The 23,033-nt window shown below is 67.9% G+C and carries 28 protein-coding genes, 1 tRNA gene and 1 pseudogene; 12 read left to right on the top strand and 18 right to left on the bottom strand.

The window, feature by feature from the left end; genetic code table 11:
* Window positions 1-62: 62 nt before the first annotated feature.
* Window positions 63-308: pseudogene (locus L0C60_RS06935) on the bottom strand (IS982 family transposase); the annotation flags it as partial.
* Between the two features lie 72 nt (window positions 309-380).
* Between L0C60_RS06935 and L0C60_RS06930 the strand changes: the two are divergent.
* Complete coding sequence (locus tag L0C60_RS06930; protein ID WP_234506380.1) at window positions 381-1,865, top strand: YifB family Mg chelatase-like AAA ATPase; 1,485 nt, start codon at window positions 381-383, stop codon at window positions 1,863-1,865.
* On the opposite strand, the gene mgsA is transcribed toward L0C60_RS06930, so the two are convergent.
* Window positions 1,862-2,242: a methylglyoxal synthase gene (gene mgsA, locus L0C60_RS06925; RefSeq protein ID WP_234506383.1), complete on the bottom strand. Its 381-nt coding sequence runs from the start codon at window positions 2,240-2,242 to the stop codon at window positions 1,862-1,864. The genes L0C60_RS06930 and mgsA overlap by 4 nt on opposite strands.
* Window positions 2,243-2,264: 22 nt before the next feature.
* Here mgsA and L0C60_RS06920 point away from each other — a divergent pair, with 22 nt between their 5' ends.
* From L0C60_RS06920 to L0C60_RS06900, 5 genes are read left to right on the top strand one after another with little or no spacing between them, the layout of a single operon-like run.
* Window positions 2,265-2,585 (top strand): nucleotide pyrophosphohydrolase, encoded by a 321-nt coding sequence (locus L0C60_RS06920; protein WP_234506385.1) that lies wholly within the window; start codon window positions 2,265-2,267, stop codon window positions 2,583-2,585.
* Window positions 2,582-3,166, top strand: a complete 585-nt coding sequence (locus L0C60_RS06915) for an MBL fold metallo-hydrolase (protein WP_234506389.1) — start codon at window positions 2,582-2,584, stop codon at window positions 3,164-3,166. Before L0C60_RS06920 ends, L0C60_RS06915 begins: the two co-directional genes overlap by 4 nt.
* Window positions 3,167-3,170: 4 nt before the next feature.
* On the top strand, window positions 3,171-4,073 hold the full coding sequence (locus L0C60_RS06910) for an ABC transporter ATP-binding protein (RefSeq protein WP_234506392.1): 903 nt from the start codon (window positions 3,171-3,173) through the stop codon (window positions 4,071-4,073).
* A complete protein-coding gene (locus L0C60_RS06905; RefSeq protein WP_234506396.1) occupies window positions 4,066-4,818 on the top strand; it encodes an ABC transporter permease in 753 nt (250 codons plus the stop codon). Before L0C60_RS06910 ends, L0C60_RS06905 begins: the two co-directional genes overlap by 8 nt.
* Window positions 4,808-5,878 (top strand): YbfB/YjiJ family MFS transporter, encoded by a 1,071-nt coding sequence (locus L0C60_RS06900; protein WP_234506399.1) that lies wholly within the window; start codon window positions 4,808-4,810, stop codon window positions 5,876-5,878. Before L0C60_RS06905 ends, L0C60_RS06900 begins: the two co-directional genes overlap by 11 nt.
* Here L0C60_RS06900 and L0C60_RS06895 read toward each other — a convergent pair.
* Entirely contained in the window at window positions 5,866-7,401 is a 1,536-nt protein-coding gene (locus tag L0C60_RS06895; protein WP_234506400.1) for a carboxypeptidase M32, read from the bottom strand. The genes L0C60_RS06900 and L0C60_RS06895 overlap by 13 nt on opposite strands.
* A 79-nt stretch (window positions 7,402-7,480) precedes the next feature.
* Here L0C60_RS06895 and L0C60_RS06890 point away from each other — a divergent pair, with 79 nt between their 5' ends.
* Window positions 7,481-8,551 (top strand): prepilin peptidase, encoded by a 1,071-nt coding sequence (locus L0C60_RS06890; protein WP_234506403.1) that lies wholly within the window; start codon window positions 7,481-7,483, stop codon window positions 8,549-8,551.
* Between the two features lie 61 nt (window positions 8,552-8,612).
* Window positions 8,613-9,533: a nitroreductase family protein gene (locus tag L0C60_RS06885; RefSeq protein ID WP_234506406.1), complete on the top strand. Its 921-nt coding sequence runs from the start codon at window positions 8,613-8,615 to the stop codon at window positions 9,531-9,533.
* On the opposite strand, the gene L0C60_RS06880 is transcribed toward L0C60_RS06885, so the two are convergent.
* Window positions 9,530-10,327: a C40 family peptidase gene (locus L0C60_RS06880; RefSeq protein WP_234506408.1), complete on the bottom strand. Its 798-nt coding sequence runs from the start codon at window positions 10,325-10,327 to the stop codon at window positions 9,530-9,532. The two genes, L0C60_RS06885 and L0C60_RS06880, sit on opposite strands and share 4 nt — an antisense overlap.
* 66 nt (window positions 10,328-10,393) lie before the next feature.
* Here L0C60_RS06880 and L0C60_RS06875 point away from each other — a divergent pair.
* Window positions 10,394-10,469 (top strand) — tRNA-Trp (locus L0C60_RS06875).
* Window positions 10,470-10,505: 36 nt separating this feature from the next.
* Entirely contained in the window at window positions 10,506-11,204 is a 699-nt protein-coding gene (locus tag L0C60_RS06870) for an FAD-dependent oxidoreductase (RefSeq protein ID WP_243092625.1), read from the top strand.
* On the opposite strand, the gene L0C60_RS06865 is transcribed toward L0C60_RS06870, so the two are convergent.
* From L0C60_RS06865 to L0C60_RS06805, 13 genes are read right to left on the bottom strand one after another with little or no spacing between them, the layout of a single operon-like run.
* On the bottom strand, window positions 11,097-12,095 hold the full coding sequence (locus L0C60_RS06865; protein WP_243092624.1) for an A/G-specific adenine glycosylase: 999 nt from the start codon (window positions 12,093-12,095) through the stop codon (window positions 11,097-11,099). The two genes, L0C60_RS06870 and L0C60_RS06865, sit on opposite strands and share 108 nt — an antisense overlap.
* The gene (locus L0C60_RS06860) at window positions 12,092-12,517 is read right to left on the bottom strand and encodes a CoA-binding protein (RefSeq protein ID WP_234506419.1); all 426 of its coding nucleotides are present in this window, start codon (window positions 12,515-12,517) and stop codon (window positions 12,092-12,094) included. Before L0C60_RS06860 ends, L0C60_RS06865 begins: the two co-directional genes overlap by 4 nt.
* On the bottom strand, window positions 12,517-13,167 hold the full coding sequence (locus L0C60_RS06855) for a nuclease-related domain-containing protein (protein WP_234506421.1): 651 nt from the start codon (window positions 13,165-13,167) through the stop codon (window positions 12,517-12,519). Before L0C60_RS06855 ends, L0C60_RS06860 begins: the two co-directional genes overlap by 1 nt.
* 2 nt (window positions 13,168-13,169) lie before the next feature.
* On the bottom strand, window positions 13,170-14,015 hold the full coding sequence (locus tag L0C60_RS06850; protein WP_234506424.1) for an NAD+ synthase: 846 nt from the start codon (window positions 14,013-14,015) through the stop codon (window positions 13,170-13,172).
* On the bottom strand, window positions 14,002-14,877 hold the full coding sequence (locus L0C60_RS06845) for a nitrilase-related carbon-nitrogen hydrolase (protein WP_234506427.1): 876 nt from the start codon (window positions 14,875-14,877) through the stop codon (window positions 14,002-14,004). Before L0C60_RS06845 ends, L0C60_RS06850 begins: the two co-directional genes overlap by 14 nt.
* A 9-nt stretch (window positions 14,878-14,886) precedes the next feature.
* Window positions 14,887-16,449, bottom strand: a complete 1,563-nt coding sequence (locus L0C60_RS06840) for a 1,4-alpha-glucan branching protein (protein WP_243092623.1) — start codon at window positions 16,447-16,449, stop codon at window positions 14,887-14,889.
* A 4-nt stretch (window positions 16,450-16,453) separates the two neighbouring features.
* Window positions 16,454-17,263, bottom strand: a complete 810-nt coding sequence (locus L0C60_RS06835; protein WP_234506433.1) for a [LysW]-aminoadipate kinase — start codon at window positions 17,261-17,263, stop codon at window positions 16,454-16,456.
* Between the two features lie 9 nt (window positions 17,264-17,272).
* Window positions 17,273-18,307, bottom strand: a complete 1,035-nt coding sequence (gene argC, locus L0C60_RS06830) for an N-acetyl-gamma-glutamyl-phosphate reductase (protein WP_234506436.1) — start codon at window positions 18,305-18,307, stop codon at window positions 17,273-17,275.
* Window positions 18,300-19,145 (bottom strand): lysine biosynthesis protein LysX, encoded by an 846-nt coding sequence (lysX, locus tag L0C60_RS06825; protein ID WP_234506439.1) that lies wholly within the window; start codon window positions 19,143-19,145, stop codon window positions 18,300-18,302. Before lysX ends, argC begins: the two co-directional genes overlap by 8 nt.
* Before the next feature lie 51 nt (window positions 19,146-19,196).
* Complete coding sequence (gene lysW / locus L0C60_RS06820; RefSeq protein WP_234506441.1) at window positions 19,197-19,361, bottom strand: lysine biosynthesis protein LysW; 165 nt, start codon at window positions 19,359-19,361, stop codon at window positions 19,197-19,199.
* Complete coding sequence (locus L0C60_RS06815) at window positions 19,355-19,672, bottom strand: TFIIB-type zinc ribbon-containing protein (RefSeq protein ID WP_234506444.1); 318 nt, start codon at window positions 19,670-19,672, stop codon at window positions 19,355-19,357. The genes lysW and L0C60_RS06815 overlap by 7 nt, the downstream gene beginning before the upstream one ends.
* A 9-nt stretch (window positions 19,673-19,681) precedes the next feature.
* Window positions 19,682-20,173, bottom strand: coding sequence for a LeuD/DmdB family oxidoreductase small subunit (locus tag L0C60_RS06810; protein ID WP_234506446.1), 492 nt, complete (start codon window positions 20,171-20,173; stop codon window positions 19,682-19,684).
* Window positions 20,166-21,416 carry a 3-isopropylmalate dehydratase large subunit gene (locus L0C60_RS06805; RefSeq protein WP_234506448.1) on the bottom strand — a complete coding sequence of 417 codons (1,251 nt, stop codon included), beginning with the start codon at window positions 21,414-21,416 and terminating at the stop codon, window positions 20,166-20,168. The genes L0C60_RS06810 and L0C60_RS06805 overlap by 8 nt, the downstream gene beginning before the upstream one ends.
* 22 nt (window positions 21,417-21,438) lie before the next feature.
* Between L0C60_RS06805 and L0C60_RS06800 the strand changes: the two genes are divergently transcribed.
* Both L0C60_RS06800 and L0C60_RS06795 read left to right on the top strand, forming a co-directional pair.
* The gene (locus L0C60_RS06800; protein WP_234506451.1) at window positions 21,439-21,663 is read left to right on the top strand and encodes a type II toxin-antitoxin system HicB family antitoxin; all 225 of its coding nucleotides are present in this window, start codon (window positions 21,439-21,441) and stop codon (window positions 21,661-21,663) included.
* Entirely contained in the window at window positions 21,653-21,859 is a 207-nt protein-coding gene (locus L0C60_RS06795) for a type II toxin-antitoxin system HicA family toxin (protein ID WP_234506456.1), read from the top strand. The genes L0C60_RS06800 and L0C60_RS06795 overlap by 11 nt, the downstream gene beginning before the upstream one ends.
* 2 nt (window positions 21,860-21,861) lie before the next feature.
* Here L0C60_RS06795 and lysS read toward each other — a convergent pair whose 3' ends face one another.
* The gene (gene lysS / locus L0C60_RS06790; protein ID WP_234506459.1) at window positions 21,862-22,992 is read right to left on the bottom strand and encodes a homocitrate synthase; all 1,131 of its coding nucleotides are present in this window, start codon (window positions 22,990-22,992) and stop codon (window positions 21,862-21,864) included.
* Between the last annotated feature and the right edge of the window lie 41 nt (window positions 22,993-23,033).

Genomic DNA, 23,033 nt, shown 5'->3' with positions numbered 1-23,033 from the left:
CGCTGGAGTTCGGCCACCCGGTCAGGCCAGTCGGGCCGGATGGGTGGGAGCTTTGCAGGGAGCAGGAGGAGGGGGGAGAGGGCGTGGAGCCTGCGGTGGAAGCGGCTTGGGGAGGGGATGTGGCTGAAGCGCTTCAGGTCTTTGGCGAGGGCCAGGGCTTTGTTGTGCTTGCCTCCCCGTTCCATGGCGGCCAAGCTGGCCAGGGTGAGGATGGCGGATGCGGGGGTCTTGGCTTGGGGGTCATCCCGGTGGCCCAGGGCTTGGAGGGCATCGTCTATGCAGAGGGCCGGTATGATGCGCGAAAGCATACCGGCCGCTATGGTTTCAAAGCCGGGGATAGGTGGCAACTTGGGTTAACAAACCCCTGTTAAACTCCTTACATGCTAGCCCAGGTGCGAAGCTACACCCTTTTCGGCCTGGACGCAGTTCCCGTGACCGTGGAGGTGGATGTTAGCCCCGGGCTTCCCTCCTACGCCCTGGTGGGCCTTCCGGACAAGGCGGTGGAGGAGAGCCGGGAAAGGGTCCGGGCCGCCCTAAAAAACGCTGGCTTCCCCTACCCCCAGGCCCGGGTGGTGGTGAACCTGGCCCCGGCGGAGCTCAAGAAGGAGGGGAGCCACTTTGACCTTCCCATCGCCCTGGGGCTTTTGGCGGCGCAAGGGGTGGTGCCCCTCGAGGCCCTGGCGGGCCTCGCCGTGGCGGGGGAACTGGGGCTGGACGGGACGCTCCGCCCCGTGCCGGGGGCGGTGAACCTGGCCCTGGGCGCCCTGGCGGAGGGGAAGGCCCTCCTCCTCCCCAAGGAAAGCGCCAAGGAAGCGGCCCTGGTGGAGGGCGTGGTGGCCCTGGGGACGGAGACCTTGGCCGAGGCCGTGGCCCACCTAAAGGGGGAGGAAGCCCTTTCCCCCCTGGCGCCCAAAGACCCCCTGGAGGCCCTAGAGGTCCTGGACCTCAGGGACGTGAAGGGCCAGGCCAAGGCCAAACGGGCCCTGGAGATCGCCGCCGCCGGGTACCACCACCTCCTCATGGTGGGAAGCCCGGGCTCGGGGAAGACCATGCTGGCGAGGCGCCTTCCTTTCCTCCTCCCTCCCCTCCCCCGGGAGGCCGCCCTCGAGGTCACCCGCATCCACTCCGCCGCCGGCAAACCCGTCAAGGGCCTCCTCCGCACGCCCCCCTTCCGCGCCCCCCACCACACGGTGAGCTACGCCGGGCTCATCGGGGGCGGGGCCATCCCCAAGCCAGGGGAGGTTTCCCTGGCCCACCGGGGCGTGCTCTTTTTGGACGAGTTTCCCGAGTTCTCCCGGGACGCCCTCGAGGCCCTCCGCCAACCCCTGGAGGACGGGGTGGTCACCGTGGCCCGGGCCCGGGCAAGCCTCACCTTCCCCGCCCGCTTCCTCCTGGTGGCCGCCATGAACCCCTGCCCCTGCGGCTGGTACGGGGACCCGGAAAGGCCCTGTACCTGCACCCCCTCCGCCCGGCAACGCTACGCCGGCAGGATCTCCGGACCCCTCTTGGACCGCTTTGACCTGGTGGTGGAGGTCCCCCGCCTCACCCCCCTAGAGCTCGCCCGCGCCCCCGAAGGGGAAAGCACCGAGGCCGTGCGGGAAAGGGTCTATAGGGCCCGGGAAAGGATGCTCGCCCGCCAGGGAAGGCCCAACGGGGAACTCGCCGGCAAGGCCCTGCGGGAGCAGGTGCGCCTCACCCCCGGCGCCGAGGCCCTTCTGCAATCCGCCGCCAAGAAGATGCTCCTTTCCGCAAGGAGCTACGACCGCCTCTTGCGGGTAGCCCGCACCATCGCCGACCTCATGGGGGCGGAACGGGTGGAGGAGGCCCACGTGGCCGAGGCCTTGGCCTACCGCAAGAGCCTCTAGCCCCCCACCAGGGTCCGAAGCCAGGGGATGAGGGCCTCCGCCGCCGTGGGGTTGGTGGCGAGGGGCACCCCGTGCACGTCGCAGACACGCAGGAGGGCCTGGACATCGGGCTCGTGGGGCTGGGCGGTGAGGGGGTCGCGGAAGAAGAAAACCGCCAGGATCCGCCCTTCCGCCACCCGGGCCCCCATCTGCTGGTCCCCACCCAGGGGCCCGGAAAGGAGCTTTTCCACCTTAAGCCCCGTGGCCTCCTCTATCCGCCTGCCCGTGGTGCCCGTGGCCACCAGGGCAAAGCGGGCGAGGAGCTCCCGGTGCCTCCGGCAGAAGGCCACCATCTCCTCCTTCTTGGCATCGTGGGCGATGAGGGCAAGGGCCCGCATGGGGGCATTGTACGCTTGGGGCATGGAGCCCCTCACCTTCAAGGAGGCGCAACGCCAGGTGGACGCCTGGATCTCCCAGTTCAAGGAGGGCTACTTCCCGCCCCTCCTCATGCTCGCCCGCCTGGCGGAGGAGCTTGGGGAGGTAGCCCGGGTCCTGGCCCACCGCCACGGCAAGAAGCCCAAGCCGGGAGAGGCGGAAGGGGATTTGGCGGAGGAATTGGCCGACCTCCTTTTCGTCCTCATCTCCTTGGCCAACCGGGAAGGGATTGACCTGGAGGAGGCCTTCCGCAAGGCCATGGAGAAGTACCAAAAGCGGGACGCCGAGCGCTGGAGCCGTCCGTGAGCGACATTCCCGTCTTGGACGTGGGCTACCGCTCCACCCATTACTGGCTCATCGGCCAAGGACCGGTCCGCCTTTTGGTGGACCTGGGCTGGCCTGGCACCTTCGGCGCCCTAAAAGTGGCGCTAAGACGGGTGGGCGTAGACCTAAAGGAGGTGCGCTTCGGCCTCGCCACCCACTACCACATAGACCACGCAGGCCTGGCCCAGGAGCTCAAGGAAGCGGGGATGACCCTTTTGGTCATGGAAAGCCAGGTGGAAGCCATTCCCCTCATGAAGCGCTTCGCCAAACCCCAGGACCGCTACCGCGCGATCCAGCCTGCGGGCAACCGCCTGCTCTCCTTCGCCGAAAGCCGGGCTTTCCTGGCCTCCTTGGGCATCCCGGGGGAGATTCTCCCCACCCCAGGGCACACGGACCACTGCGTTTCCCTTTTGCTGGACGACGGCCGGGCCTTCACCGGGGACCTGCCTCCGGAGGAAGGGGCTTGGAACAACCCCTCGGCTTTACAAAGCTGGGCCTCCCTCCGGGCCAAGGGCGCCCGCCTCGTTTACCCGGGCCACGGGCCGGTGCGCCCTTTAGACTAGGGCCATGGAACCCCTCCTCCAGGCCCGGGGGCTCGTGAAGCGCTTCGGGTCCCTAACCGCAGTGCACCACGTAAGCCTCGCCCTGCGCCCCGGAGAGGTCCTGGCCTTCTTGGGCAAAAACGGGGCCGGCAAGACCACCACGGTGAAGATGCTGGCAAGCCTCCTCCTACCCGATGCGGGGGAGGTGCGCCTTTTGGGGCAAGACCCCTTCCAGAACCCTTGGGCCCTCCGCCACCTGGGGGCGGTGCTGGAGGGAAACCGCAACGTCTACTGGCGGCTTACGCCCTTGGAGAACCTGGTCTATTTCGGCGTGGCCCGGGGGCTTCGGCTTGGAGCCGCCAGGAAGCGGGCCTTGGCCCTTTTGGAGGAGTACGGCCTTTTGGAAAAGGCCCACACCGAGGTGCGCCACCTCTCCCGGGGCATGCAACAGAAGCTCGCCCTCCTCCAGGCCCTCATCCACGACCCGGAGGTGCTCCTTTTGGACGAACCCACCCTGGGCCTGGACGTGGAAACCGCCCTTTTGGTGCGGGCAAAGGTTCGCGCCCTTGCCCAAAGCGGCAAGGCCATCCTCCTCACCACCCACCAGCTGGAGGTGGCCGAGGCCCTGGCGGACCGCATCGCCATCATCCACCGGGGGGAGGTGGTGCTGGAGGAGGAAAAGGACGCCCTCCTCGCCCGCTTCGCCGGGGACCACTACGTGCTGGAGGTGGAAGCCCCCCTCCCAGAGGCCGTGCTCGCAAGGCTTCGGGCCTTGGGGGTGGAAGGGGAGGGGCCTTTCCTCTTCCGGGGGGATGGAAAGGCCCTTTGGGCCGTGCTGGACGTCCTAAAGCCCCTCCCCCTAAAGCGCGTGGCCAAGGCGGAAGCGGACCTCTTGGAGGTCTTCTTAAAGGTGGTGGGCCATGCTTGAACTTTTCCTGGCCGAGTTTTGGCGAAGCCTCCTCTACCTCCGCCGCTATCCTTTGGAGCTTTTGGGGGCGGTGGTCACCCTGAGCCTCATCTTCTACCTCCTCTTCCTGGGCGCCCGCTTCCTGGCGGGACCGGGGGCGGAGTTCGGGGGAAGGCTGGAAGCGGTCCTGGTGGGCTACCTCCTTTGGACCTTTGCCCTATCCGCTTACAACGGCCTTTCCTTCGGCCTCATGGAGGAAGCTCAGACGGGCACCCTGGAGCAGGTCTTCCTCACCCCCTATGGCCCCATCCCCCTCTTTCTGGTGCGGAACTTGGCGGGACTCCTTTCCCAGGGGCTCTTGGTCTTCCTCATCGCCCTGGTGCTCATGGCCCTCACCGGGGCCCGCCTGGCCTTCGCCCCTGGGGTGGTCCTCCCCTTCCTGGCGGTGCTTTTGGGCGGCTATGGCCTAGGCTTCGCCATGGGTAGCCTTGCCCTCCTCTACAAACGGGTGGGCCAGCTTCTGGGGCTTTCCCAGTTCCTCCTCCTCTTCCTCCTCCAGGCTCCGGGCAAGGGGCTTTTCGCCCTCCTGCCCTTGGCCCCGGGGGCGGCCCTGGCCCGGGGGATGCTGGCGGAGGGCGCGCCCTTGGACCCCGGGGCCTTAGGCCTTGCCTTTCTCAACGGGCTCGCCTATTTGGGCTTGGGCGTCCTCCTCTTCCAGGGGGCGGTGCGCCGGGCCAAGCGGCTTGGGCTTCTCCATGGCTACTAAAGCCCTCCTCCTCGCCCTGGGGCCAGGGGTGGCCCTGGGCCTTGGGCGCTTCGCTTACGCTTTGGTCCTCCCCCTCATGCAGGCCGCCTGGGGGCTTTCCTACGCCCAGGGGGGGCTTTTGGGTAGCGCCAACACCTTGGGCTACTTCCTGGGGGCCCTCTTTAGCCACCGCCTTCTGGCATGGCTCGGCTACCGAAGGGGGTTTTTCCTGGCTCTCCTCCTTCAAGGAGGGGTCCTTGCCCTCACCGGGGCGGGGGGCTACACCTGGGCCTTTGGCCTGAGGCTTCTCCAGGGCGCGCTCGGGGCTCTGGTCTTCGTGGGCGGGGCTGCCCTGCTCATGGCCCTTGGGGGTACGGGCCGGGCCTTGGGCGCCTACTACGGCGGGGTGGGCCTTGGCATCCTCCTCGCCCCTTGGCTCCTCCTGGGGGCGGACACGCCGGAAGGGGCCTTCGGGCGGCTTGGCCTTGGGGGCTTTCTCCTCTCCCTAGCCCCCCTCGCCGCCTGGGGAGCGCTCAAGGAACCCCCGCCCCCCGCCCGGGGGGAGGGAAGCCTCAGGCCCATCCTCCCCCTCCTCCTGGCCTACGGCCTTTACGGGGCGGGGTACATCGGCTACATGACCTTCGTGACCACGGCGGTGGGGGACTGGACCCTGCTATTCACCCTCCTCGGCCTGGGGGCCCTCCTCACGGGGGTGGTCTGGGGCCCCTGGGTGGAGCGGGTGGGGGGGAGGCGGGGGCTATTCCACGTACTCCTGGTGCTCTTTCTGGGAAGCTTACCCCCCTTGGCCCAAGGGCTTCCCGGGCTTAGCGCCTTCCTCTTTGGCCTCTCCTTCCTGGGGGTCATCACCGCCATCACCCAGGCCTTCCGCGCCCTCCTCCCCCCTTCCGCCTGGCCTAGGGCCATGGGGCTTTCCACGGCAGCCTTCGCCCTGGGCCAAGCCTTAGGCCCGGCCCTGGCGGGCCTGGGGGCCGAGGCCCTGGGCCGGGGAGAGGGGGCCTTGTGGGTGGCAAGCGGCCTCCTGGCCTTCGCCCTCCTCCCCGCCTGGCCTCAGAGGCCGTAAAGGGCGCTGAACTTGCGCTCCAGGTAGGCGAGGAAGGGCTTGGCGCTTGGGGCCTCCCCGGTCACCCGCTCCACCAGGGCCTTGGGGCGGAGGCGGCTCCCCTCGGCGTGGATCTTGGCCCGGCTCCAGTCCAAAAAGGGGCGGAACTCCCCCCGGGCGAAGAAGGGCTCCAAGGCCCCAAGCTCCGCCTCCGCCTTCTTGAAGAACTGGGCGGCGTAGAGGTTGCCCAGGGTGTAGGTGGGGAAGTAGCCGAAAAGCCCCCCGGACCAGTGGACGTCCTGCATGACCCCGTCCTTGTAGTCCTTGGGCGCTACCCCAAGGTAGGCCCGGTACTTCTCCGCCCAGGCCTCGGAGAGGTCTTCCAGGGCGAGCTCGCCCCGGAAGAGGGCCACCTCGAGCTCCAGGCGCACCAGGATGTGGAGGTTGTAGGTGACCTCGTCCGCCTCCACCCGGATCAGGGAGGGCTCCACGGCGTTCACGGCGAAGTGGAACTCCTCCAGGTGCACGTCGGCGAGGCTGGGGAAGACCTCCTTCGCCCGGGGGAAGAAGCGCTCCCAAAAGCCCCGGGAGCGGCCCACCAGGTTCTCCCAGGTGCGGCTTTGCGACTCGTGCACCCCCAAGGAGACCGCCTCCCCCCTGGGGGTGCCCCAGTGCTCCTTGGGCAGGCCCTGCTCGTAGAGGGCGTGGCCCATCTCGTGCAGGGTGCCGAAGATGCCGGCGTTGAAGAAGTCCTCAAAGTACCGGGTGGTGATGCGCACGTCCCCGGGGCCGATGGAGATCTCAAAGGGGTGGGCCGTGGGGTCCAGGCGGCCGGCCTCGAGGTCATACCCGCACGCCTGAAGAAGCTCCAGGGCAAAGGCCCGCTGGGCCTCCTTGGGGTAATGGCGGTGGAGGACCTCCGTCCTGGGCCGCTTGGGGCTACCCTGGATTTGGTCCAGAAGCTTCTTCAATCCCTCCCTGAGCTCGGCGAAGAGGGGCAAAAGCTCCGCCACGCGCATCCCCGGCTCGTACCCGTCCAAAAGGGCGTCGTAGACCTCCCCGTAGGGCGGGTCCCCAGGAGCGGGGGGAAGGCTATAGAGGATCTTTGCCTTCTCCTGGGTGAGGGAGAAAACCCGCTTCAGATACGGGAGGAAACCTTGCCAATCGTTGCGGGGCCTCGCCTCTTCCCAGAAGCTTTCGCTCTCGCTTTCCGCCTGGGCAAGCTCCACGGCAAGCCTTTCGGGAATGGCCCGGGTCCTCTCGTAGGCCTGGCGCCACTCCCGCACGTTCACCGCCGCATCCGAATAGGGGTCCTGCACCAGGCTAGAACCCTCCACCTTCTCCAGCCACTCCCCGATCCGGGGGTCGGTCATGCGCTGGTGGAGGAGCCGGGCCAGGGCGGCCATCTGCCTTGCCCGGTGCTCGTGCCCCTTCTTGGGGATCATGGTGCGTTGGTCCCAGGCGGCCAAGGCCCCTAAGGAGGCCAGGTAGGCGGTTTCCCTTTGGAACTCCAAGAGGTTTTGGTAAGCGGTTTCCGGCGTCACGGAAGCATCCTACACCCGGGCCGTGAAAGCTTGGCAAAAGGCCTTTCGCCCCCCACCCCAGGGTGCGTAGAATGCCCCCATGTGGCCCCTCTTCGCCCTGGTCTTAGGCCTCGTGGTGGGCTCATTCCTCAACGTGGTCATCCACCGCCTGCCCAAAGGGGAGTCCATCGCCTTCCCCCCTTCCCGTTGCCCCCATTGCGGGCATCGGCTTTCCCCCATGGACCTGGTCCCCGTCCTTTCCTACCTGGCCCTTAAGGGGCGGTGCCGCTACTGCGGCAAGCCCATAAGCCCCCGCTACCCCCTGGTGGAGGGCCTAACCGGGGGGCTTTTCCTCCTCGCCGCCCTCTTCTACCCGCCCTCGGTGGAAGCCCTTTTGGTCTTCGCCTTCTTGGGCCTCCTGGTGGCCCTTTCCTTCATTGACCTGGACACCTTTGAGCTTCCCGATGCCCTCACCTACGGCCTCCTCTTCCTGGGTCTCTTCTCCGCCTGGCTCCGCTCCTTTCCCCTTCCCTTCCGGGAAGCCCTGGACGGGGCCCTCCTGGCGGCGGGGGGGCTTGGGCTCATCGCCGGCTACGCCAACCTCTTCCTGAGGCGCTTCCAAGAGGGCCGGGCGGAGGTGCCCGTGGGCCCCCACCAGGTGCATATGGCAGCCCTTTTCGGGGCGCTTTTGGGCCCCGGGGTGGGGATGGCCCTGGCCTTCCTCACCTGGGCCCTTTCCGCCCGAACGGGGAAGCCCGTGGTCCTCCCCGACCGCCTCACCCTGCCCCTCCTGCCCCTCGCCCTCCTCCTCGCCCCCGCCCTGGACCTGGACTTCCTCCTAAGCCTTAAGGGGGCCCTCCTCGCCGCCGGGGGCCTGGCCCTGGCCGGGGGGCTTTACTGGGCCTTCCGGCCGGTGCCGGAGGGCGAGGAAGAGGAGCCCGTGGCCATGGGCTACGGGGACGTGAAGCTCCTTGGGGCCTTAGGGGCTTGGCTTGGGCCCTACGCCTTCCTGGCCCTTTTCCTTGGGGTCTTCGCCGGAGCCGTGGTGGGCCTCCTCTTCCGCCAACGCAAAATCCCCTTCGGCCCCTATTTGGCCCTTGGGGGGGTGGCGGCCTTCTTCTTTGGAGAAACCCTGTGGCGGGCCTACCTGGCTTGGCTTGGGCTCGGCTAGGGGCTTTTCGGGTGGAGGGTGGTGCGGATGGAGCTTCCCTCCAAGTAGTATCCTGGCCTCCGTGGACCTCTTGGCCGTCCTCGCCCGAAGGCGGAGCGTCCGCCGCTTCAAGCCCGAGCCCATTCCCGAGGGGGACCTAAATAAGCTCCTTTTCGCCCTGCAGCGCGCCCCCACGGACGCCAGCGCCCAGCTCTACTCCGTCATCCGGGTGAAAGATCCCGCGCTCCGGGACACCATCGCCAGGCTTTCCGGGGAGCAGGAGCACATCCGGCAGGCGGCGGAGTTCTTCGTGCTCCTGGCGGACATCCACCGCCTGGAAAGGCTTCTCGCCCACCGGGGCCAGGCCATGGCCCCTTGGCCCCGGACCGCTCTCCACTTCGCCATCCTGGATGCGGGGCTTGCTGGGGCCTACCTGGCCCTCACGGCGGAGGCCTTAGGGTATGGGGTCTGCTTCATCGGCGGGGTACTGAACGGAATAGAGGCCCTCATTGACCTCCTCAAGCTTCCCCCAGGGGTCCTGCCCGTGGCGGGGCTCGCCGTGGGCGTGCCCGACGAGGAGGGCCCGCCAAGGCCCAGGCTTCCCCGGGACCTCGTGGTCCACGAGGACCACTACCACCCCTACGCCGAGGAGGACCTGGAAAGGGCCTACCAGGCCATGGCCCCCTATAGCCGGGTGGGGGACTGGAACCGGGTGCTAAGGCGCTACTTCGCCCAAGGGGGGACCATGGAGGAGCGGGAAAGGCCCTATGGCCGGGCGGCGAGCCGCCAGGGCTTTGACCCTGACCTGCCCCAAGGCGCCCCCTTCTACTCCTTCGGGGCCCTTTTGGAGGAGGCCTTGGCCGAGGCCCGAGGGGTCCTCTTCCGCCCGGGCGAGGCCTGGCTGGAGCGGGAACAGGAAGCCTTCCGGGGCGAAGGGAGGCCAGGAGAAGCCCTCCTCACCGCCCTCAGGAAGGCGCGGGGAGAGGTACCCGACTGGCCCTAGCGCCCCCCCTCCTGGACCACCCGCCTAGCCCCCCGGTAGGCCTTCTGGTAGAAGGGGGCCTCGAGGCTCTCCACCACCACCCGGCTCCCGTAGCTACTGGCGTGGGCGAAGACCCCTCGGCCCAGGTAGATCCCCACGTGGTCCACCTCCTTGCCCCCGAAGCTAAAGAAGACCAAGTCCCCCGGGCGCAGGGTGTCCACGGGGTAAAAGGCTTGGTACTGCTCTTTCGTGGTCCTGGGCAGGGACACGCCCAGCTCGGCGTACACCTGGGCCACGAAGGCGGAGCAGTCCAGGGCCAAGGGGGAGTTCGCCCCGTACTTGTAGGGCACCCCCAGGTAGCGGAATACCACCCGAAGGAGGGGGCTTTCGGGGTCCCAGTCCTCTTCGCCTCCCCCTTCCCCTTGGGTATCCCCCGTCCCCTGGGCGGGCGGGACCTCCTCCGCTTTGGCGGGAAGCCTAAGCACCTGGCCCACCTTGAGCTCGGGGGAGGCGAGGCCGTTCAAGCGCATGAGTTCCTCCACCGTGGTCCCATACCGCCGGGCAAGGGAGAAAAGGGTGTCCCCCGGGGCCACGGTGTGGGTCGGGGAAGGGGGGCTTTCCCCCGGCTTCACCTTCAGGACCTGGCCGGGCCGGATGAGGAAGCTCTCTAGCCCGTTCAGCCGCATGAGCTCCTCCACCGTGGTCCCGTAGCGCCGGGCGATGGAGAAGAGGGTGTCCCCGGGCGCCACCCGGTGGGTGGCCTCTTGGGCGAAGGCCAGAAGGCAAAGGGCCACGGCCACAAGGAGGCGGGGCATGGAACGATTTTACCCCACCGCCCCCTTCCCCTTGGCCGCTAGGGTGTGCTACAATCCCCAAGGCGGGGGCCGTTAGCTCAATTGGCAGAGCACCGGTCTCCAAAACCGGGGGTTGGAGGTTCGAGTCCTTCACGGCCCGCCAGCGCGCCCTCCTCTCGGAGGGCCTTTTTGTTGAGCCATGCGCCGCTATCAGGTTCTCATCGTGGGGGCGGGGTTCGCCGGGGCCGAGGCCGCCTGGCACCTGGCCCGGGCCGGGGTGGAGGTGGGCCTCCTCACCCAGAGCCTGGACTCGGTGATGATGCCCTTCCTTCCCCCAAAGCCCCCTTTTCCCCCAGAAAGCCTCCTGGAAAAGGCCTACGACCCTAAGGACGAGCGGGTCTGGGCCTTCCACGCCCGGGCCAAGTACCTCCTCGAGGCCGAACCCCGCCTCCACCTCTTCCAGGCCACGGCCACGGACCTCCTCCTGGAGGGAGGGCGGGCGGTGGGGGTGCGGACCTGGGAGGGCCCCCCGGCCCTGGCCGAGCGGGTGGTCCTCGCCGTGGGAAGCTTCCTCGGGGCCCGGCTTTTCCTGGGGGAGGTGGAGGAGGAGGCGGGAAGGCTCTCCGAGGCCAGCTACCCCGACCTCTTTGAGGCGCTTAGGGCCCTGGGCTTCCGCTTCGTGGAAAGGGAGGGCGCGGTCCCGGAAACCCCCACCACCCCCGGCTACCGGGTGCGCTACCACGCCTTCCACCCGGAGGAGTGGGAAGCGGAAACCTTCCGGCTCAAGCGCCTAGCGGGGCTCTACGCCGTGGGGCTTTGCGTCGGGGAAGGGGACTACGCCCGCATGAGCGAGGAGGGGAAGCGCCTTGCCCAGCACCTTCTCCACGAGCTTGGGTAGGGGCCTCGCCTTGGGGTCCTCCCCCACCCCTTCCCAAAGGGCCCCGTAGACCTTTACCCGAAGCCGCCGGTGGGTGAGGGCGTGGCGCACCTCGGCGAGGTACCGGGGGGCCACGCCAAAGGCCTGGGCCCTAGCCCCAAGCTCCTCCTCCGGGAAAAGGGGGACCCCGTAAAGCCCCCGGAAACGCCCCGAAAGCCGCTCCAAATAGACGCCCCCTTCGCCCCAAAGGACCAAGGCGGCAAGCCGCTCCTCCGGCACTTCCCGCCGCCTCGGCCTCGGGTAGCGCTCCCAAGCCCCCTGGCCCTGGCAGAAGGCCTTTAGGGGGCAGGCGGGGCAAAGGGGTTTCCGGGGAAGGCAGACCGTGGCCCCAAGCTCCATGAGGGCCTGGTTCCACTCCCCGGGGTCCTCCCCCTCGGGGAGAAGCCCCCCCGCCAGGGCCAAGAGCTCCTTTGGGGAAGGGCTTTCCCGGGCGAAGAGGCGGGAGAGCACCCGGCGCACGTTCCCGTCCACCGCCGCCACCCGCTCCCCAAAGGCCAGGGAGGCCACCGCCGCCGCCGTGTAGGGGCCTAGGCCGGGAAGCTTCTGGAGCTCGGCGAAGCTTTTGGGAAGGGCCTCCACCGCTTGGGCCAAGCGGTGAAGGTTCTCCGCCCGGCGGTAATACCCTGCCCCCTGCCACGCCTTGAGGACCTCCTCCAAAGGCGCTTCCCGCAAGGCCTTTAGGGTGGGGAAACGGGCCAAAAAGCGGTGGTAGTAGGGGATGGCCTGGGCCACCCGGGTCTGTTGCAGGAGGACCTCGGAAACCAGGATGCGGTAGGGGTCCTTCTCCCCCCGCCAGGGCAGGGAGCGGGCGTTTTCCCGGTACCAGGCGAGGAGGACCTCCTGAAGCCTCACGGCAAGGGAATGGGGCCCCTAAAGAGGCGCTTGTGCTCCACCATGAGGCAGCGGTCCGCCACCACGGGTATGCCGGCCCCCTTCAGGGCCTCCTCAAAGGCCGGGTGGCGGATGCCGGACTGGAGCCAGACGAGGCCGGGCCTCAGGGCCAGGATTTCCTCCAGGTGCCCCATGAGGGCGGAAGGGGGGCGGAAGACGTCCAGAAGGTCCACGCCCTCCGAAAGCTCCCCTAGGCTCGCCGCCACCTTTTCCCCAAAGAGCACCTCCCCGGCGAAGCGGGGGTTTACGGGCAGGATGCGGTAGCCCCTCTCCCACAGGTACCTGGGCACGTAGTGGGCGGGGCGGGAAGGGTCCTTGTGGGCGCCCAGGACGGCGATGGTCCGGGCCTTCTCCAGGTAAGCCCGCAAGGCCGCGTCCTCCATCACTTCACCTTCCTTTCCAAAACCTGGGCTATCCTTTGCGCCTCGGCAAAGCCCAAGCGGGGGGGAAGTCCTTTGAGGTAGGGCACCGCCTCCTCGGGGCGGAGCACGGGAAGCCGGCCCACTTGGCGGCCCTCCAACTCCCCGCTCACAAAGACCAGAAGGGGCTCCACCTCCACCCCCAAAAGCTCCCGGAGCTTATGCGCCTGGCGCCAAGCCTGGCGGACGAGGTCATCCCGGCGCTCCCCCCGGATCCAAAGGCCCTTGGGGGTGGCCCGGATCTTGCCGGTATAGTTCTTGACCTCCACGTTGAAGACCCCAGGCGGTCCCACCACCACGTGGTCGGCGTTCTCCCCACCCAGGTCCACGTCATGGAAGACCCGCCAGGTGGAGGGGAGGCCGGCCAGGACCTGGCCCACACGGGCCTCCCCGAGGTAGCCCCGGGCATTGGCCACCACCGCCCGCTCCACCTCCTTGTCCTGGAGGAGTCTGGCCACCACCAGAACCGCCACGGGTAGCGCCAAAAACCCCGCCCAGGGGACCAAGAGCTTTACCAAGAGCCAGACCAAAAACCCAAAGCCCAGCAAAACCCCGGCCACCCGCCAGAGCTTTCTAGAAAGCGTCTTTCCCGCTTTGCCCACTTGGCGCGCCATGCTCAAAGCCTATAGTCCAAGGGCCTCAGGTAGAACTCCCCGATGGCCGTGGAGGAAAGGAGGGCCACGGTGGGCAGGGCCCGCTTCCAGTGGGTGCGGTTCACCCGCTCCTTCACCCGCTTTAGCTCCTCCTCGGTGTAGCCGAGGCTTAGGATGTAGGCGTCCGGGTAGCCCTTGAGGTAGTGCTCCAGGATCACGTCCGCCCGCAGGTAGCGCACCCCCAGGTCCGCCTCGTCCGTCTGGCCGGGGATGAGGTCAGCGGTGGGGGGCTTTTTCACCACCGCCTCCGGCACCCCCAGGTACTCCGCCAGGCGCCACACCTGGGTCTTGTAGAGGTCGCCCAAGGGGTTCACCGGAGGGGTGTCGTCCCCGTGCCAGGTGAAGTAGCCGAAAAGCCTTTCCGTCTTGTTGCCCGTGCCCAAGGGGAGGGCCTTGTAGGCCTCGGACTTGTCAAAGAGGACGATCATGCGGGCCCGGGCCATGACGTTCCCCTTCCGGTGGGGGGTGAGGTCGGGGGTTAGGGCGGCGTACCCCTCCACCATGGGGGTGATGTCCACCTCCTCCAGGGCCACGCCGAAGGTTGCCGCCACCAGGTAGGCGTGCTCCCGGGAAAGGGGGCTCGAGTCCCTGTGGGGCAGGAAGAGGGCGTGGACGTTCCCTGGCCCCAAGGCCCTCACCGCCAAGGCCAAGGTGGTGGCGGAGTCCACCCCTCCCGAAACCGCCACGATGGCCTTCCCGTAGCCCCGCCAGGCGAGCTCCTCCCGGAGGAAGCGGGTGAGGAAGTCCGCCACCAGGGGCCAGTTGAGCTCCAACACCTCGTGCGCCTTTGGGGCCTCAAGGAGCTTCATGCCGCCTCCCGCTTAGGACCCGGGTGAGGTCTTGGAGGAGAAGGGGAAGGCCCGCCTCGAGGTCGGAGAGGAGGGGGCTATCGTAGCGCACCGGGGGGATCCGCTCCCGGTCCAGGGCAAAGAGGAGGGCCGCCTCCTCAAAAAGGGGGGCCTCGGCCAGGATCCGCCCCTCCGGGCCCGCCACCAAGCTCCCCCCGCTCATCCCCTTCCCCGCCTCAAACCCCACCAGGCTCGCCAGGACCACGTACACCCCGTGCTCCGCCGCCACCGCCTGGGCCAGGGTCCGCCAGCGGGCCACGTTCTCCGGCCGCTCCCCTTGGAAGCCCCGGGCCGGGCTCGCCGCCGGCACGTAGATGACCTCCGCCCCGTCCAAGGCGGCGATGGTGGCGGTGACGGAGTGCCAAAAGTCCTCGCAGATGAGGATGGCCGCCCGGCCGAAGCGGGTGTTGAAGGCCTCCACCCGCCGGCCCCGGGCCAGGTAGCGCTCCTCGTCAAAAACCCCGTAGGTGGGGAGGAAGACCTTGCGGTGCACGTGGACCACCCGGTGGGGAAGCTCTAGGTAGGCGGCGCTGTTGTAGTAAGCCCCCTCGTCCCGCTCGTAAAACCCCACCACCACGTCCAAAAGCCCCTCCCACCCCACCTCCTTGTACACCTGGGAGAGGAGTTCCAATAGCTCGTACCGGGTGAGGGCGAGCTCCCGCACCCCCCCTTGCAGGAAGTACCCCGTGAGGGCGGCCTCGGGCAGGACCACCACCTCAGGGGCGTGGGGCTTTAGGAGGCGGAGGGCTTCGGCCAGACGGCCAAGGCTCTCCCGGATCCGCCCCTTTTCCGGCCGGAACTGCACGATGGCATGCCGGACCACGGCCTTATCCTACCCCTCGAGGCCCAGGTAAAGCCGATACTCGGCCTCGGGGAAGGGGTTGTCCTCTTCCTCCAAGGCCTTAAGCTCCTCCGGGGAAACCCCCTGGAGGAGGCGGAAGAACCGCTCCGCATGGGCCTTATACCGCTCCTCCGCGTACTCCCGGGCCTGGCCGGTGTCTATGAGGAAGGGCCAGTCGGAGGCCTCCAGGAGGAGGAGCTCCCGCATGGCCTGCTGCAGGACCTTTGGGGGCAAAACCCCGCGCCGCACCGCCTCCCGCATGGCCCCCTCCGCCCGGTACACCTGCCGCCAGTAGTCCAAGGTGGCCCCGTTGAGCCAGACCCGGTGGTCCCCACCCCGGCCCCAGGACCCCTCGGGCAAGGCGGTGCGGAGGGCAGGCCCCTGGACCGCCTCCTTGGCCGTCACCGCCTTCACCCCTTCTTCCCGGGCCAGAAGGCGAAGCACCTCCTCCAGCCACGCCACCCCCTCGTACCACCAGTGGCCGAAAAGCTCGGCGTCGTAGGGAGCGAGGATCACCCCTTCCGGGTGCCCCTGGGCAAGCCGCCCCACCAGGCCCACGAAGTGGGCCGCATGCTCCCGCACCTTGGCGAAGGCCGCCTCGGGGTCATAGGGGGCTTTGGCGGCGAGGTCCGCCTTGCGGTGGGTCACCCGCCAGTGGTGGAGGCCGGACAGGGGGTCCTTGCGGTGGAACTCCCGGTATAGCCCCTCCCCGGGGTAGCCATAGTCGGCGCTCCAGACCTGCAGGGCCGTCTCCTGGTTGCGGGCGAGCACCCTAAGCCCCGACTCCAGCTCGTGCACGTAAAAGGTGGCTTCCCCGCTCTCCACCGGCCCTGCGCTAGCCTCTCCGTATGGGGCAAGGGGCCTTCCCCCTTGCACCAGGTGGGCGTCCACAAAGGTGTAGCGGATCCCAGCCCGCATCAAAAGCTCGTTCACCCCGGCCCTGAGCCCCTCCGGGGGACCCTCCACCGGGGGCTTCCAAAACCCTTTGGGGCGGTAGGCCATCTCGGGCAGCCAAAACCCCGTGGGGTGCTGGGCGAAGTGGCGGCGGTGGGTGGCCACCCCGGTCTTGATCTGGGCCCAAAGGGCCTCGTCGTAGCCCAAAAGGGGCGAGTAGCCGTGGGTGGCGTTGGAGGTGATGAGCTCCACCTGGCCCCGGTCCTGGGCCCGGCGGAAGGCGGGGAGGATCTCCCCGGAAAGGGCATGGAAGTGGTCTAGGGTTAGCTCCCAAAACCCCACCTGGTGGCGGGCGCTTTTCTCCAGATCCGTGCCCTGGTAGCGGAGGTAGTCCCCTTGGGCCCTTTCCAGGCGGTCGCGGGCGTAGGCGACAAAGCCTTCCCGGATGCGGGCGTCCGCCAGTTGCTCCGCCAGAATGGGCGTGATGCCCAGGGTAAAGCGGGCCTCCACCCCTTCCTGCCAAAGCCTTTCCAAGGCCCGAAGAAGGGGCAGGTAGGTTTCGGCCATGGCCTCGTAGAGGGTCTCCTCCCCAAAGGGCCACATCCCGTGGGCCCGCACGTAGGGAAGGTGGCCGTGGAGGACCAGGGCAAAGCGCGCCATGGGCCTAGCGTACCACGGTGCCTTCCCCGGCCAGGGCGCGCCGGATGGGGTTTTCCACCCGGGCGTCGGCGAAGACCACCCGCTTCACCCCGCCCCGCACCGCCTCCACCGCCCCCATGACCTTGCGCTTCATCCGCCCCTGGGCCAGGGCCAGGTACTCGGGGTCCTCCACCCGGTCCACGGGGATTTCCCGCACCAGGCTCCCCTCGTCGGGGTAGCGGGCGAGAAGCCCCGGCACGTTGGAGAGGTACACCAAGGCCTCCGCCTGGTAGGTGGTGGCGAGGAGGGCGGCGATCTGGTCCCCGTCCGTGTTGATGGCCTCGTTCTCGTAGCTTAGGGCGGGTGGGGTGAGCACGGGAAGGTAGCCCGCCCCCAGAAGGAGGTCCAGAAGGGCCCGGTTCACCTCCTCCACCGTGCCCGTGTAGTCCCCGCGGTGGATTTTGATTTTGCCGTCTTCCACGTACTTCACCGCGGTCTTCCTGCGGCCCACAAAAAGCCTCCCGTCCAAACCGGAAAGCCCAATGGCGTTCGCCCCTTCCCGTTGCAAAAGCTCCACCAGGCGCTTGTTCACCAGGCCGCAGTAGACCATCTCAAAGATCTCCAGGGTCCTGCGGTCCGTGAGGCGGCTCACCTGCCCCCCGGGGTGGGTGAGGAAGCGGGGCGGGTGGCCCAAGGCCTCCGCCACCTTGTTGGTCTCGCTGCTCCCCCCATGGACCAGGATGAGCCGCACGCCCTCCCGCCAGAGGGAGGCCGCATCCTTGGCCACCGCCTCGTAGTTGATGCCCTCGGCACCGCCCACCTTGACCACGATCATGGCGCCTCCTTAAGGGTGGAGCCCGGGGAAGTCCAGGCCCAGGGTCTCCGGCCAGCCCATGCGGATGTTGAGGGCCTGGAGGGCGTGGCCGGCGGTGCCCTTCACCAGGTTGTCAATGGCCGTCATGACCACCAGCCTGCCCGTGTCCTCCTCCAGCTCAAAGCCGATGTCGGCGTAGTTGGTGCCCTGGACGAAGCGGGGGTCGGGGTAGCGGTGGACGCCCTTTTTCTGCTTCACTAGGCGGACGAAAGGCTCGGCCCCGTAGGCCTCGCGGTAGGCCTGCCACACGTCCCTTTCGCTCCAGCCGTCCTGCAGGAAGCACTGGGCGGTCATGAGGATGCCCCGAACCCGGTCGGTGGCGATGGCGGTGAGGTGGACCTCGGGGCGGCCCGGGAGGTTTTCCACCACCTCGGCGGTGTGGCGGTGGCCTGTGGGCTTGTAAACCCGGATGGACCCCGCCCGCTCCGGGTGATGGCTCGCCGGGGTGGCCTCGGCCCCGGCGGCGGAGGTGGAGATGAGGAGGGTCACGAAGATGGGGGTGGGCTTGAGCACCCCGCCCTTCAAGAGGGGGTAGAGGCCGAGCAGGGTGGCGGTGGCGTTGCACCCGGCCCCGGCCATCCAGTCCGCCTCCTTAAGGGCCTCCCGGTAAAGCTCGGGCACGGCGTAGACGAAGCGCCCCAGGAGGTCGGGCCGGGGGTGCTCCCCGTAGTACCTGCGGTAGAGCTCCGGGTCCTTAAGCCGGAAGTCGGCGGAGAGGTCTATGAGGATGGGGGCCAGGGCGGCGTAGCGGTCAAACTCCCGGGCCAAGACCCCGTGGGGCAGGGCCAGGACCAGGATGTCGGCGGGCTCCAGCTTCTCCGGGGGGATGAACTTGAGGTTCGTTCTCCCCCTGAGGTTGGGGTGGACGAAGTGCACGGGCTCGCCGGCGAAGCGCCTCGAGGTCACCTGCTTCACCTCCAGGTAGGGGTGGGAAAGGGCCAGGCGCAAAAACTCCCCTCCGGCGTACCCCGAGGCCCCCACGATGGAAACGGTCTTCCTATCCACGGGCCACCTCCCAGGCGTAGCGCAGGATCTCCCCGGGGATGTCCACCCCCGTGGTGTGCACGGAGTTCTTGAACTCCATGGTGTGGTTCACCTCGTTCACCAAAAGCCCCCGCTCGGACTCAAAGAGGTCAATGGCCACCACCCCGCCCCCCACAGCCTCGGCCGCCCGCACGGAAAGCTCCGCGATTTCCTCGGTGAGGGGGCAGTTCTCCGCCTGGCCGCCCCGGGCGGTGTTGGTGATCCAGTGGGGGCTTTTGCGGTAGATGGCGGCGATGGCCCTCTCCCCCACCACGAAGACCCGGATGTCCCGTCCGGGCTTCCGCACGTACTCCTGCAGGTAGAGGAGTTGGTGCTGGAAGCCCCCCAGGACCTCCTTGTGCTCCAAAATGGCCTCCGCCGCCTCCCGGTCCGTAATCTTAGCGAGGAGCCGGCCCCAGCTCCCGATGACGGGCTTGAGGACTACGGGGTAGCCCCAGGCCTCCATGAGCTTTAAGGCCTCTTCGGTGTCCGTGAGGAGGGCGGTCCTGGGCTGGGGCACCCCGGCGCGGGCCAGGGCCACGCTGGTGGCCCACTTGTCCCCGCAGGTTTCCATCACCTCGGGCCGGTTCACCACGGGGATGCCCAGGGCGGTAAGGTAACGGGCCACGGCCAGGCCCCGGCTTTGGCTCACGCACCGCTCCAGGGCCGCCGTGACCCCCTCCAGCTCCTTGGGCCTTTCCCCCAGGACCATGGGCAGGGCGGGAACGTAGACCTTCTTGTAGGGAATGCCCAGGGCCTCGGCCCTTTCAAAGAGCATCTTCTCGTCGGGGCGAATGCGGTCGTACAGGATGGCCAGCATGGTTCAGAAAAGGGGGAAGGCCAGGAAGCCTTCCCCTAGGTCCTCAGGGCCTCACTCGCCCCAGTCCTCCGCCTCCTCGGGGGCGGGCTCCAGGCGCAAGGGGTCTAGCCCCACCACCTCCAGCTCCGCCCCGCAGTCCTCGCAAACCAAAAGCTCGCCAAGCTCCGGGTTCTCCAGGCGAATCTCCGCACCGCACTCGGGACAAGTAGCTACCATTCCTCGTCCTCCTCTTCCACCTCGCTCCAGTCGGGGACAAAGCCAAAGCCGCACTCGGGGCACTGCACCTCTTGGCCCTGGTCCTCCTCGGACACCTCAAAGGTGTAGCCGCAACGGGGGCAGTCCACGAAGAAGCCTTCCAGGCCCTCCTCCGTCACCTCCACCTCCAAGGGGTCCAGGGAAACCACCTCCAAGAAGGCCCCGCAGGCCTCGCACTCCAGGACGTCCCCCACCTCGAGGGTCTCCAGGTCCTCGGCCAACACCACGCTGGCCTCGCCGCACACCGGACAGACGATCTCTAGGTCCTCCATGCCCAAAGTTTACTCCCCCGGGAAGCGCCCGTGCTTCTTGTAGTAGTCCAGGAGCGAACCCTCCTTGAGCGCCTCCAGGAGGAACGGGGGCGGGGGACGGAGGGCGAAGCTCTGGTCGCCCTTCCGCAAAACCCCCCTTTCCAGGTCCAGGTCCACCTCGTCGCCGTCCTCTAGCGCATCCACCACCTCCTCCGATTCAAAGGGAACGATGCCCAGGTTCACCAGGTTGCGGAAGAAGATGCGGGCGTAGCTCTTGGCGATGATCGCCCGTATCCCCAGGCGCTTGAGGGCCTCGGGGGCGTACTCCCGGCTAGAGCCTAGCCCGGCGTTCCGGCCGAAGACCAGGATGTCCCCCGGGCGGACCTCCTGGGCGAACCCGGGCCTTAGGTGGGCGAAGGCAAACTGGTGGAAGCGGTCCTCCCCCACCATGAAGGGGGCGTACTTCCCGGGAAGGATATCGTCCGTGTTGATCTGGTCGCCGAACTTCCACACCCTAGGCATGGGCCACCTCCAGCTCCTCCGGGGTGGTGAGGTACCCGGCCACGGCGCTCGCCGCCGCCACCCGGGGGCTTGCCAGGTAGATCTCGGCGTCCGGGGCTCCCATGCGCCCGCGGAAGTTGCGGTTGGAGGTGGAGACGCACACCTCCCCGGGGGCCAGGACCCCCATGTGCCGCCCCATGCAGGGGCCGCACCCCGGGGTGCCGATGGTGGCCCCGGCCTCGAGGAGGGTGAGAAGGGTGCCGTCCTTGGCCGCCTCCTCCAGGACCTGGCTGGAAGCGGGCACCACGAGGAGCCGCACCCAAGGAGCCACCTTCCTGCCCTTTAGCACCTCCGCCGCCGCCCTCAGGTCCTCTATGCGCCCGTTGGTGCAGGTGCCGATGAAGACCTGGTCCACCCGCTTCCCCTTCACCGCCGCCACCTCGTGCACGTTGTCCACGTAGAAGGGCACGGAAACCCTGGGGGTGAGGGCGGAGAGGTCAATCTCCACCTCCCGGGCGTACTGGGCGTCGGGGTCGGGGTAAAGCCACTCGGGCACCTGGTACATCTCCAGGATCTCCCCGCTCGGCACCACAAGGCCCGCCTTGGCCCCCGCCTCCACCGTGAGGTTGGCCAGGGTCATGCGCTCCCCACGGGAAAGGCTTTCTGCCCCGTCCACCAGGTGGATCTCCACCGCCATGTAGGTGGCCCCTTCCGCGGTGAGGAGGCGGACCATCTCTAGGGCGGCGTCCTTGGCCGTGACCCCTTTAGCAAGCTTTCCCCGGAAGACCACCTTGACGCTCTCCGGCACCTTTAGCCAGGTGCGGCCCGAAGCCGCCGCAAGGGCGATGTCCGTGGCCCCCATGCCCGTGCCGAAGGCCGCCACAGCCCCGTAGGTGGTGGAGTGGGAGTCCGAGCCCACCACGATCCAGCCGGGCTGGGCCAGGCCCTCCTCCACGAGGACCTGGTGGCACACCCCCCGCCCCACGTCAAAGACCCGGATGCCGTGCCGCCTGCCCCACTCCCGGATCTCCTTCTGGGCCTTGGCCACCTCCAGGTTGGCCGCAGGGGCCACGTGGTCTATGACGATGGAAACCCGCTCGGGGTAGCGGGGGGTGGCTTCCAGGTACGCTAGGCGCTTGAAGAAGCTCCCGGCGATGGAGTCCACCACCATCACCTGGTCCACCTCCACCACCACCAGTTCCCCCGCCCGTACCTGGCGCCCTGCCTTGTGGGAGAGGATCTTTTCCGCTAGGGTTAAGCCCATGCCCACCTCCTATAATGAGGGTATGCCCAAGTACACGGCCCTCGTCTACGAGGACCCAGAAAGCCCAGGGTACTGGATCGCCGAGTTCCCCGCCCTACCCCAGGCGCATTCCTTCGGCCAAACTCCCGAAGAGGCTTTGGCCCGTGCCAAGGAAGCCCTGGAACTGGTTCTAACCTTCCTCCGGTCGGAGGGACAACCCCTGCCCGCCGATGTCCAGGTAGCCGAGGTAAGCGTGGATGCCGCCTAGGCCAGAGGAGGTGGCTCGCAAGCTCAAACGCCTGGGCTTTACCGAACGGATGGGTAAAGGGAGCCACCGCCTTTATACGCATCCCGATGGGCGTATGGTGGTGGTACCCTTCCACAGCGGAGAGCTGCCCAAGGGAACCTTTAAGAAAATCCTGCAACAGATAGGCCTCACCGAAGAAGAGTTCCGCCGCCTTTAGGCTCATGCCGTGATCCACTCCCTGAGGATGCGGTCTAGCTCCTCCAAGGTGAGCTGCCCCCGGTCCGCCAAGGCCTTGATGTGCTGGGTGATGCGGTGAAGCTCCTCCTCCCCATAGTGGAGGCCGAGTTCCTCCGCCCGCGCCTTGATGGCGTGCCGGCCCGTGAGCTTGGAGGCGATGATGAGCTTGCGCTTGACCCCAAAGACCTCGGGGGGGTAGGGCTCGTAGGCCTCGGGGTTGATGTAGATGGCCTTGAGGTGCATCCCTGCCTTGTGGCTGAAGGCCGTCTCCCCGGTGATGTAGTTGTTGAAGGGGATCTCTATCCCCACCATCCTGGCCACCATGCGGTCTAGCTCGGGGAGCATCTCCAGCTTGTACTTCCGCCGCACGTACTCGGGCTGCAGGGTGTACATGCGGGCGAGGAACCCGCCTAAGGGGGTGATGCCGTTCCTTTCCCCAATGCCCAGGATGGTGGTGTCCACGTGGGTGGCCCCCGCCTCAATGGCCTCGTAGGCGTTGGCGATGGCGCAACCCGTGTCGTTGTGGCCGTGGAACTCTATGTCCACGTTGGGCCCCACCACCCGCCGCACCTCCCGCACCAAGGCGTAGACCTGCCTCGGGGTGGCCACACCCACGGTGTCCGCCAAGCCCACCCGGTCCACATAGGGGGCGATGGCCTCGTACACCGCCAGGAGGTCGTGCTCGTCCGAGCGGAAGGTGTCCTCGGCGGAGAAGCGCACCTCCACGTGGGGGGCGTGCTCCCGGATGTAGCCGATCACCTCCCGCGCCTCCTCAATGATGCGGGGGATGTCCCGGCCGTGGGCCGCCCGTAGGTACTTGCTGGTGCCGAAGAGGAGGTCAATCCCTTGCACCCCGGTTTCCACCGCCACCTTGGCCGCATCCAGGCGGGTTTGGATGTGGGTCACCACCTTGGCCTTTAGGCCCAAGGAGGCCAAGACTTCCGCATCCTTGCGGGACTGAGGGGAGGCCATGGGGGTGGTGACCTCTATATACTCCACGCCGAACTCGTCCAGGGCCTTGGCGATCTCAATCTTGTCCTCCGTGGAAAAGTTCGCCCGCTCAAACTGCTCGCCTTCCCGAAGCGTAGAGTCTATAATCTTCCATTCCCGCATGCGCCCCTCCCTAAAAAGAAAACCGGCCCGAACTCGGGCCG

Source organism: Thermus hydrothermalis, assembly GCF_022760925.1.
Classification (GTDB): Bacteria; Deinococcota; Deinococci; order Deinococcales; family Thermaceae; genus Thermus; species Thermus hydrothermalis.
This window is presented reverse-complemented; position numbering and strand designations above follow the sequence as displayed.

Coding starts and splice junctions, on each gene's coding strand:
- L0C60_RS06855 (WP_234506421.1), bottom strand. CDS start 13,167: ATGGCGCGCCAAGTGGGCAAAGCGGGAAAGACGCTTTCTAGAAAGCTC.
- L0C60_RS06850 (WP_234506424.1), bottom strand. CDS start 14,015: ATGAAGCTCCTTGAGGCCCCAAAGGCGCACGAGGTGTTGGAGCTCAAC.
- L0C60_RS06910 (WP_234506392.1), top strand. CDS start 3,171: ATGGAACCCCTCCTCCAGGCCCGGGGGCTCGTGAAGCGCTTCGGGTCC.
- L0C60_RS06930 (WP_234506380.1), top strand. CDS start 381: ATGCTAGCCCAGGTGCGAAGCTACACCCTTTTCGGCCTGGACGCAGTT.
- L0C60_RS06815 (WP_234506444.1), bottom strand. CDS start 19,672: ATGGAGGACCTAGAGATCGTCTGTCCGGTGTGCGGCGAGGCCAGCGTG.
- L0C60_RS06800 (WP_234506451.1), top strand. CDS start 21,439: ATGCCCAAGTACACGGCCCTCGTCTACGAGGACCCAGAAAGCCCAGGG.
- L0C60_RS06805 (WP_234506448.1), bottom strand. CDS start 21,416: ATGGGCTTAACCCTAGCGGAAAAGATCCTCTCCCACAAGGCAGGGCGC.
- L0C60_RS06870 (WP_243092625.1), top strand. CDS start 10,506: ATGCGCCGCTATCAGGTTCTCATCGTGGGGGCGGGGTTCGCCGGGGCC.
- mgsA (WP_234506383.1), bottom strand. CDS start 2,242: ATGCGGGCCCTTGCCCTCATCGCCCACGATGCCAAGAAGGAGGAGATG.
- L0C60_RS06905 (WP_234506396.1), top strand. CDS start 4,066: ATGCTTGAACTTTTCCTGGCCGAGTTTTGGCGAAGCCTCCTCTACCTC.
- lysX (WP_234506439.1), bottom strand. CDS start 19,145: ATGCTGGCCATCCTGTACGACCGCATTCGCCCCGACGAGAAGATGCTC.
- lysW (WP_234506441.1), bottom strand. CDS start 19,361: ATGGTAGCTACTTGTCCCGAGTGCGGTGCGGAGATTCGCCTGGAGAAC.
- L0C60_RS06860 (WP_234506419.1), bottom strand. CDS start 12,517: ATGGAGGACGCGGCCTTGCGGGCTTACCTGGAGAAGGCCCGGACCATC.
- L0C60_RS06840 (WP_243092623.1), bottom strand. CDS start 16,449: ATGGCGCGCTTTGCCCTGGTCCTCCACGGCCACCTTCCCTACGTGCGG.
- L0C60_RS06835 (WP_234506433.1), bottom strand. CDS start 17,263: ATGATCGTGGTCAAGGTGGGCGGTGCCGAGGGCATCAACTACGAGGCG.
- L0C60_RS06880 (WP_234506408.1), bottom strand. CDS start 10,327: ATGCCCCGCCTCCTTGTGGCCGTGGCCCTTTGCCTTCTGGCCTTCGCC.
- L0C60_RS06810 (WP_234506446.1), bottom strand. CDS start 20,173: ATGCCTAGGGTGTGGAAGTTCGGCGACCAGATCAACACGGACGATATC.
- L0C60_RS06795 (WP_234506456.1), top strand. CDS start 21,653: ATGCCGCCTAGGCCAGAGGAGGTGGCTCGCAAGCTCAAACGCCTGGGC.
- L0C60_RS06890 (WP_234506403.1), top strand. CDS start 7,481: ATGTGGCCCCTCTTCGCCCTGGTCTTAGGCCTCGTGGTGGGCTCATTC.
- L0C60_RS06900 (WP_234506399.1), top strand. CDS start 4,808: ATGGCTACTAAAGCCCTCCTCCTCGCCCTGGGGCCAGGGGTGGCCCTG.
- lysS (WP_234506459.1), bottom strand. CDS start 22,992: ATGCGGGAATGGAAGATTATAGACTCTACGCTTCGGGAAGGCGAGCAG.
- L0C60_RS06920 (WP_234506385.1), top strand. CDS start 2,265: ATGGAGCCCCTCACCTTCAAGGAGGCGCAACGCCAGGTGGACGCCTGG.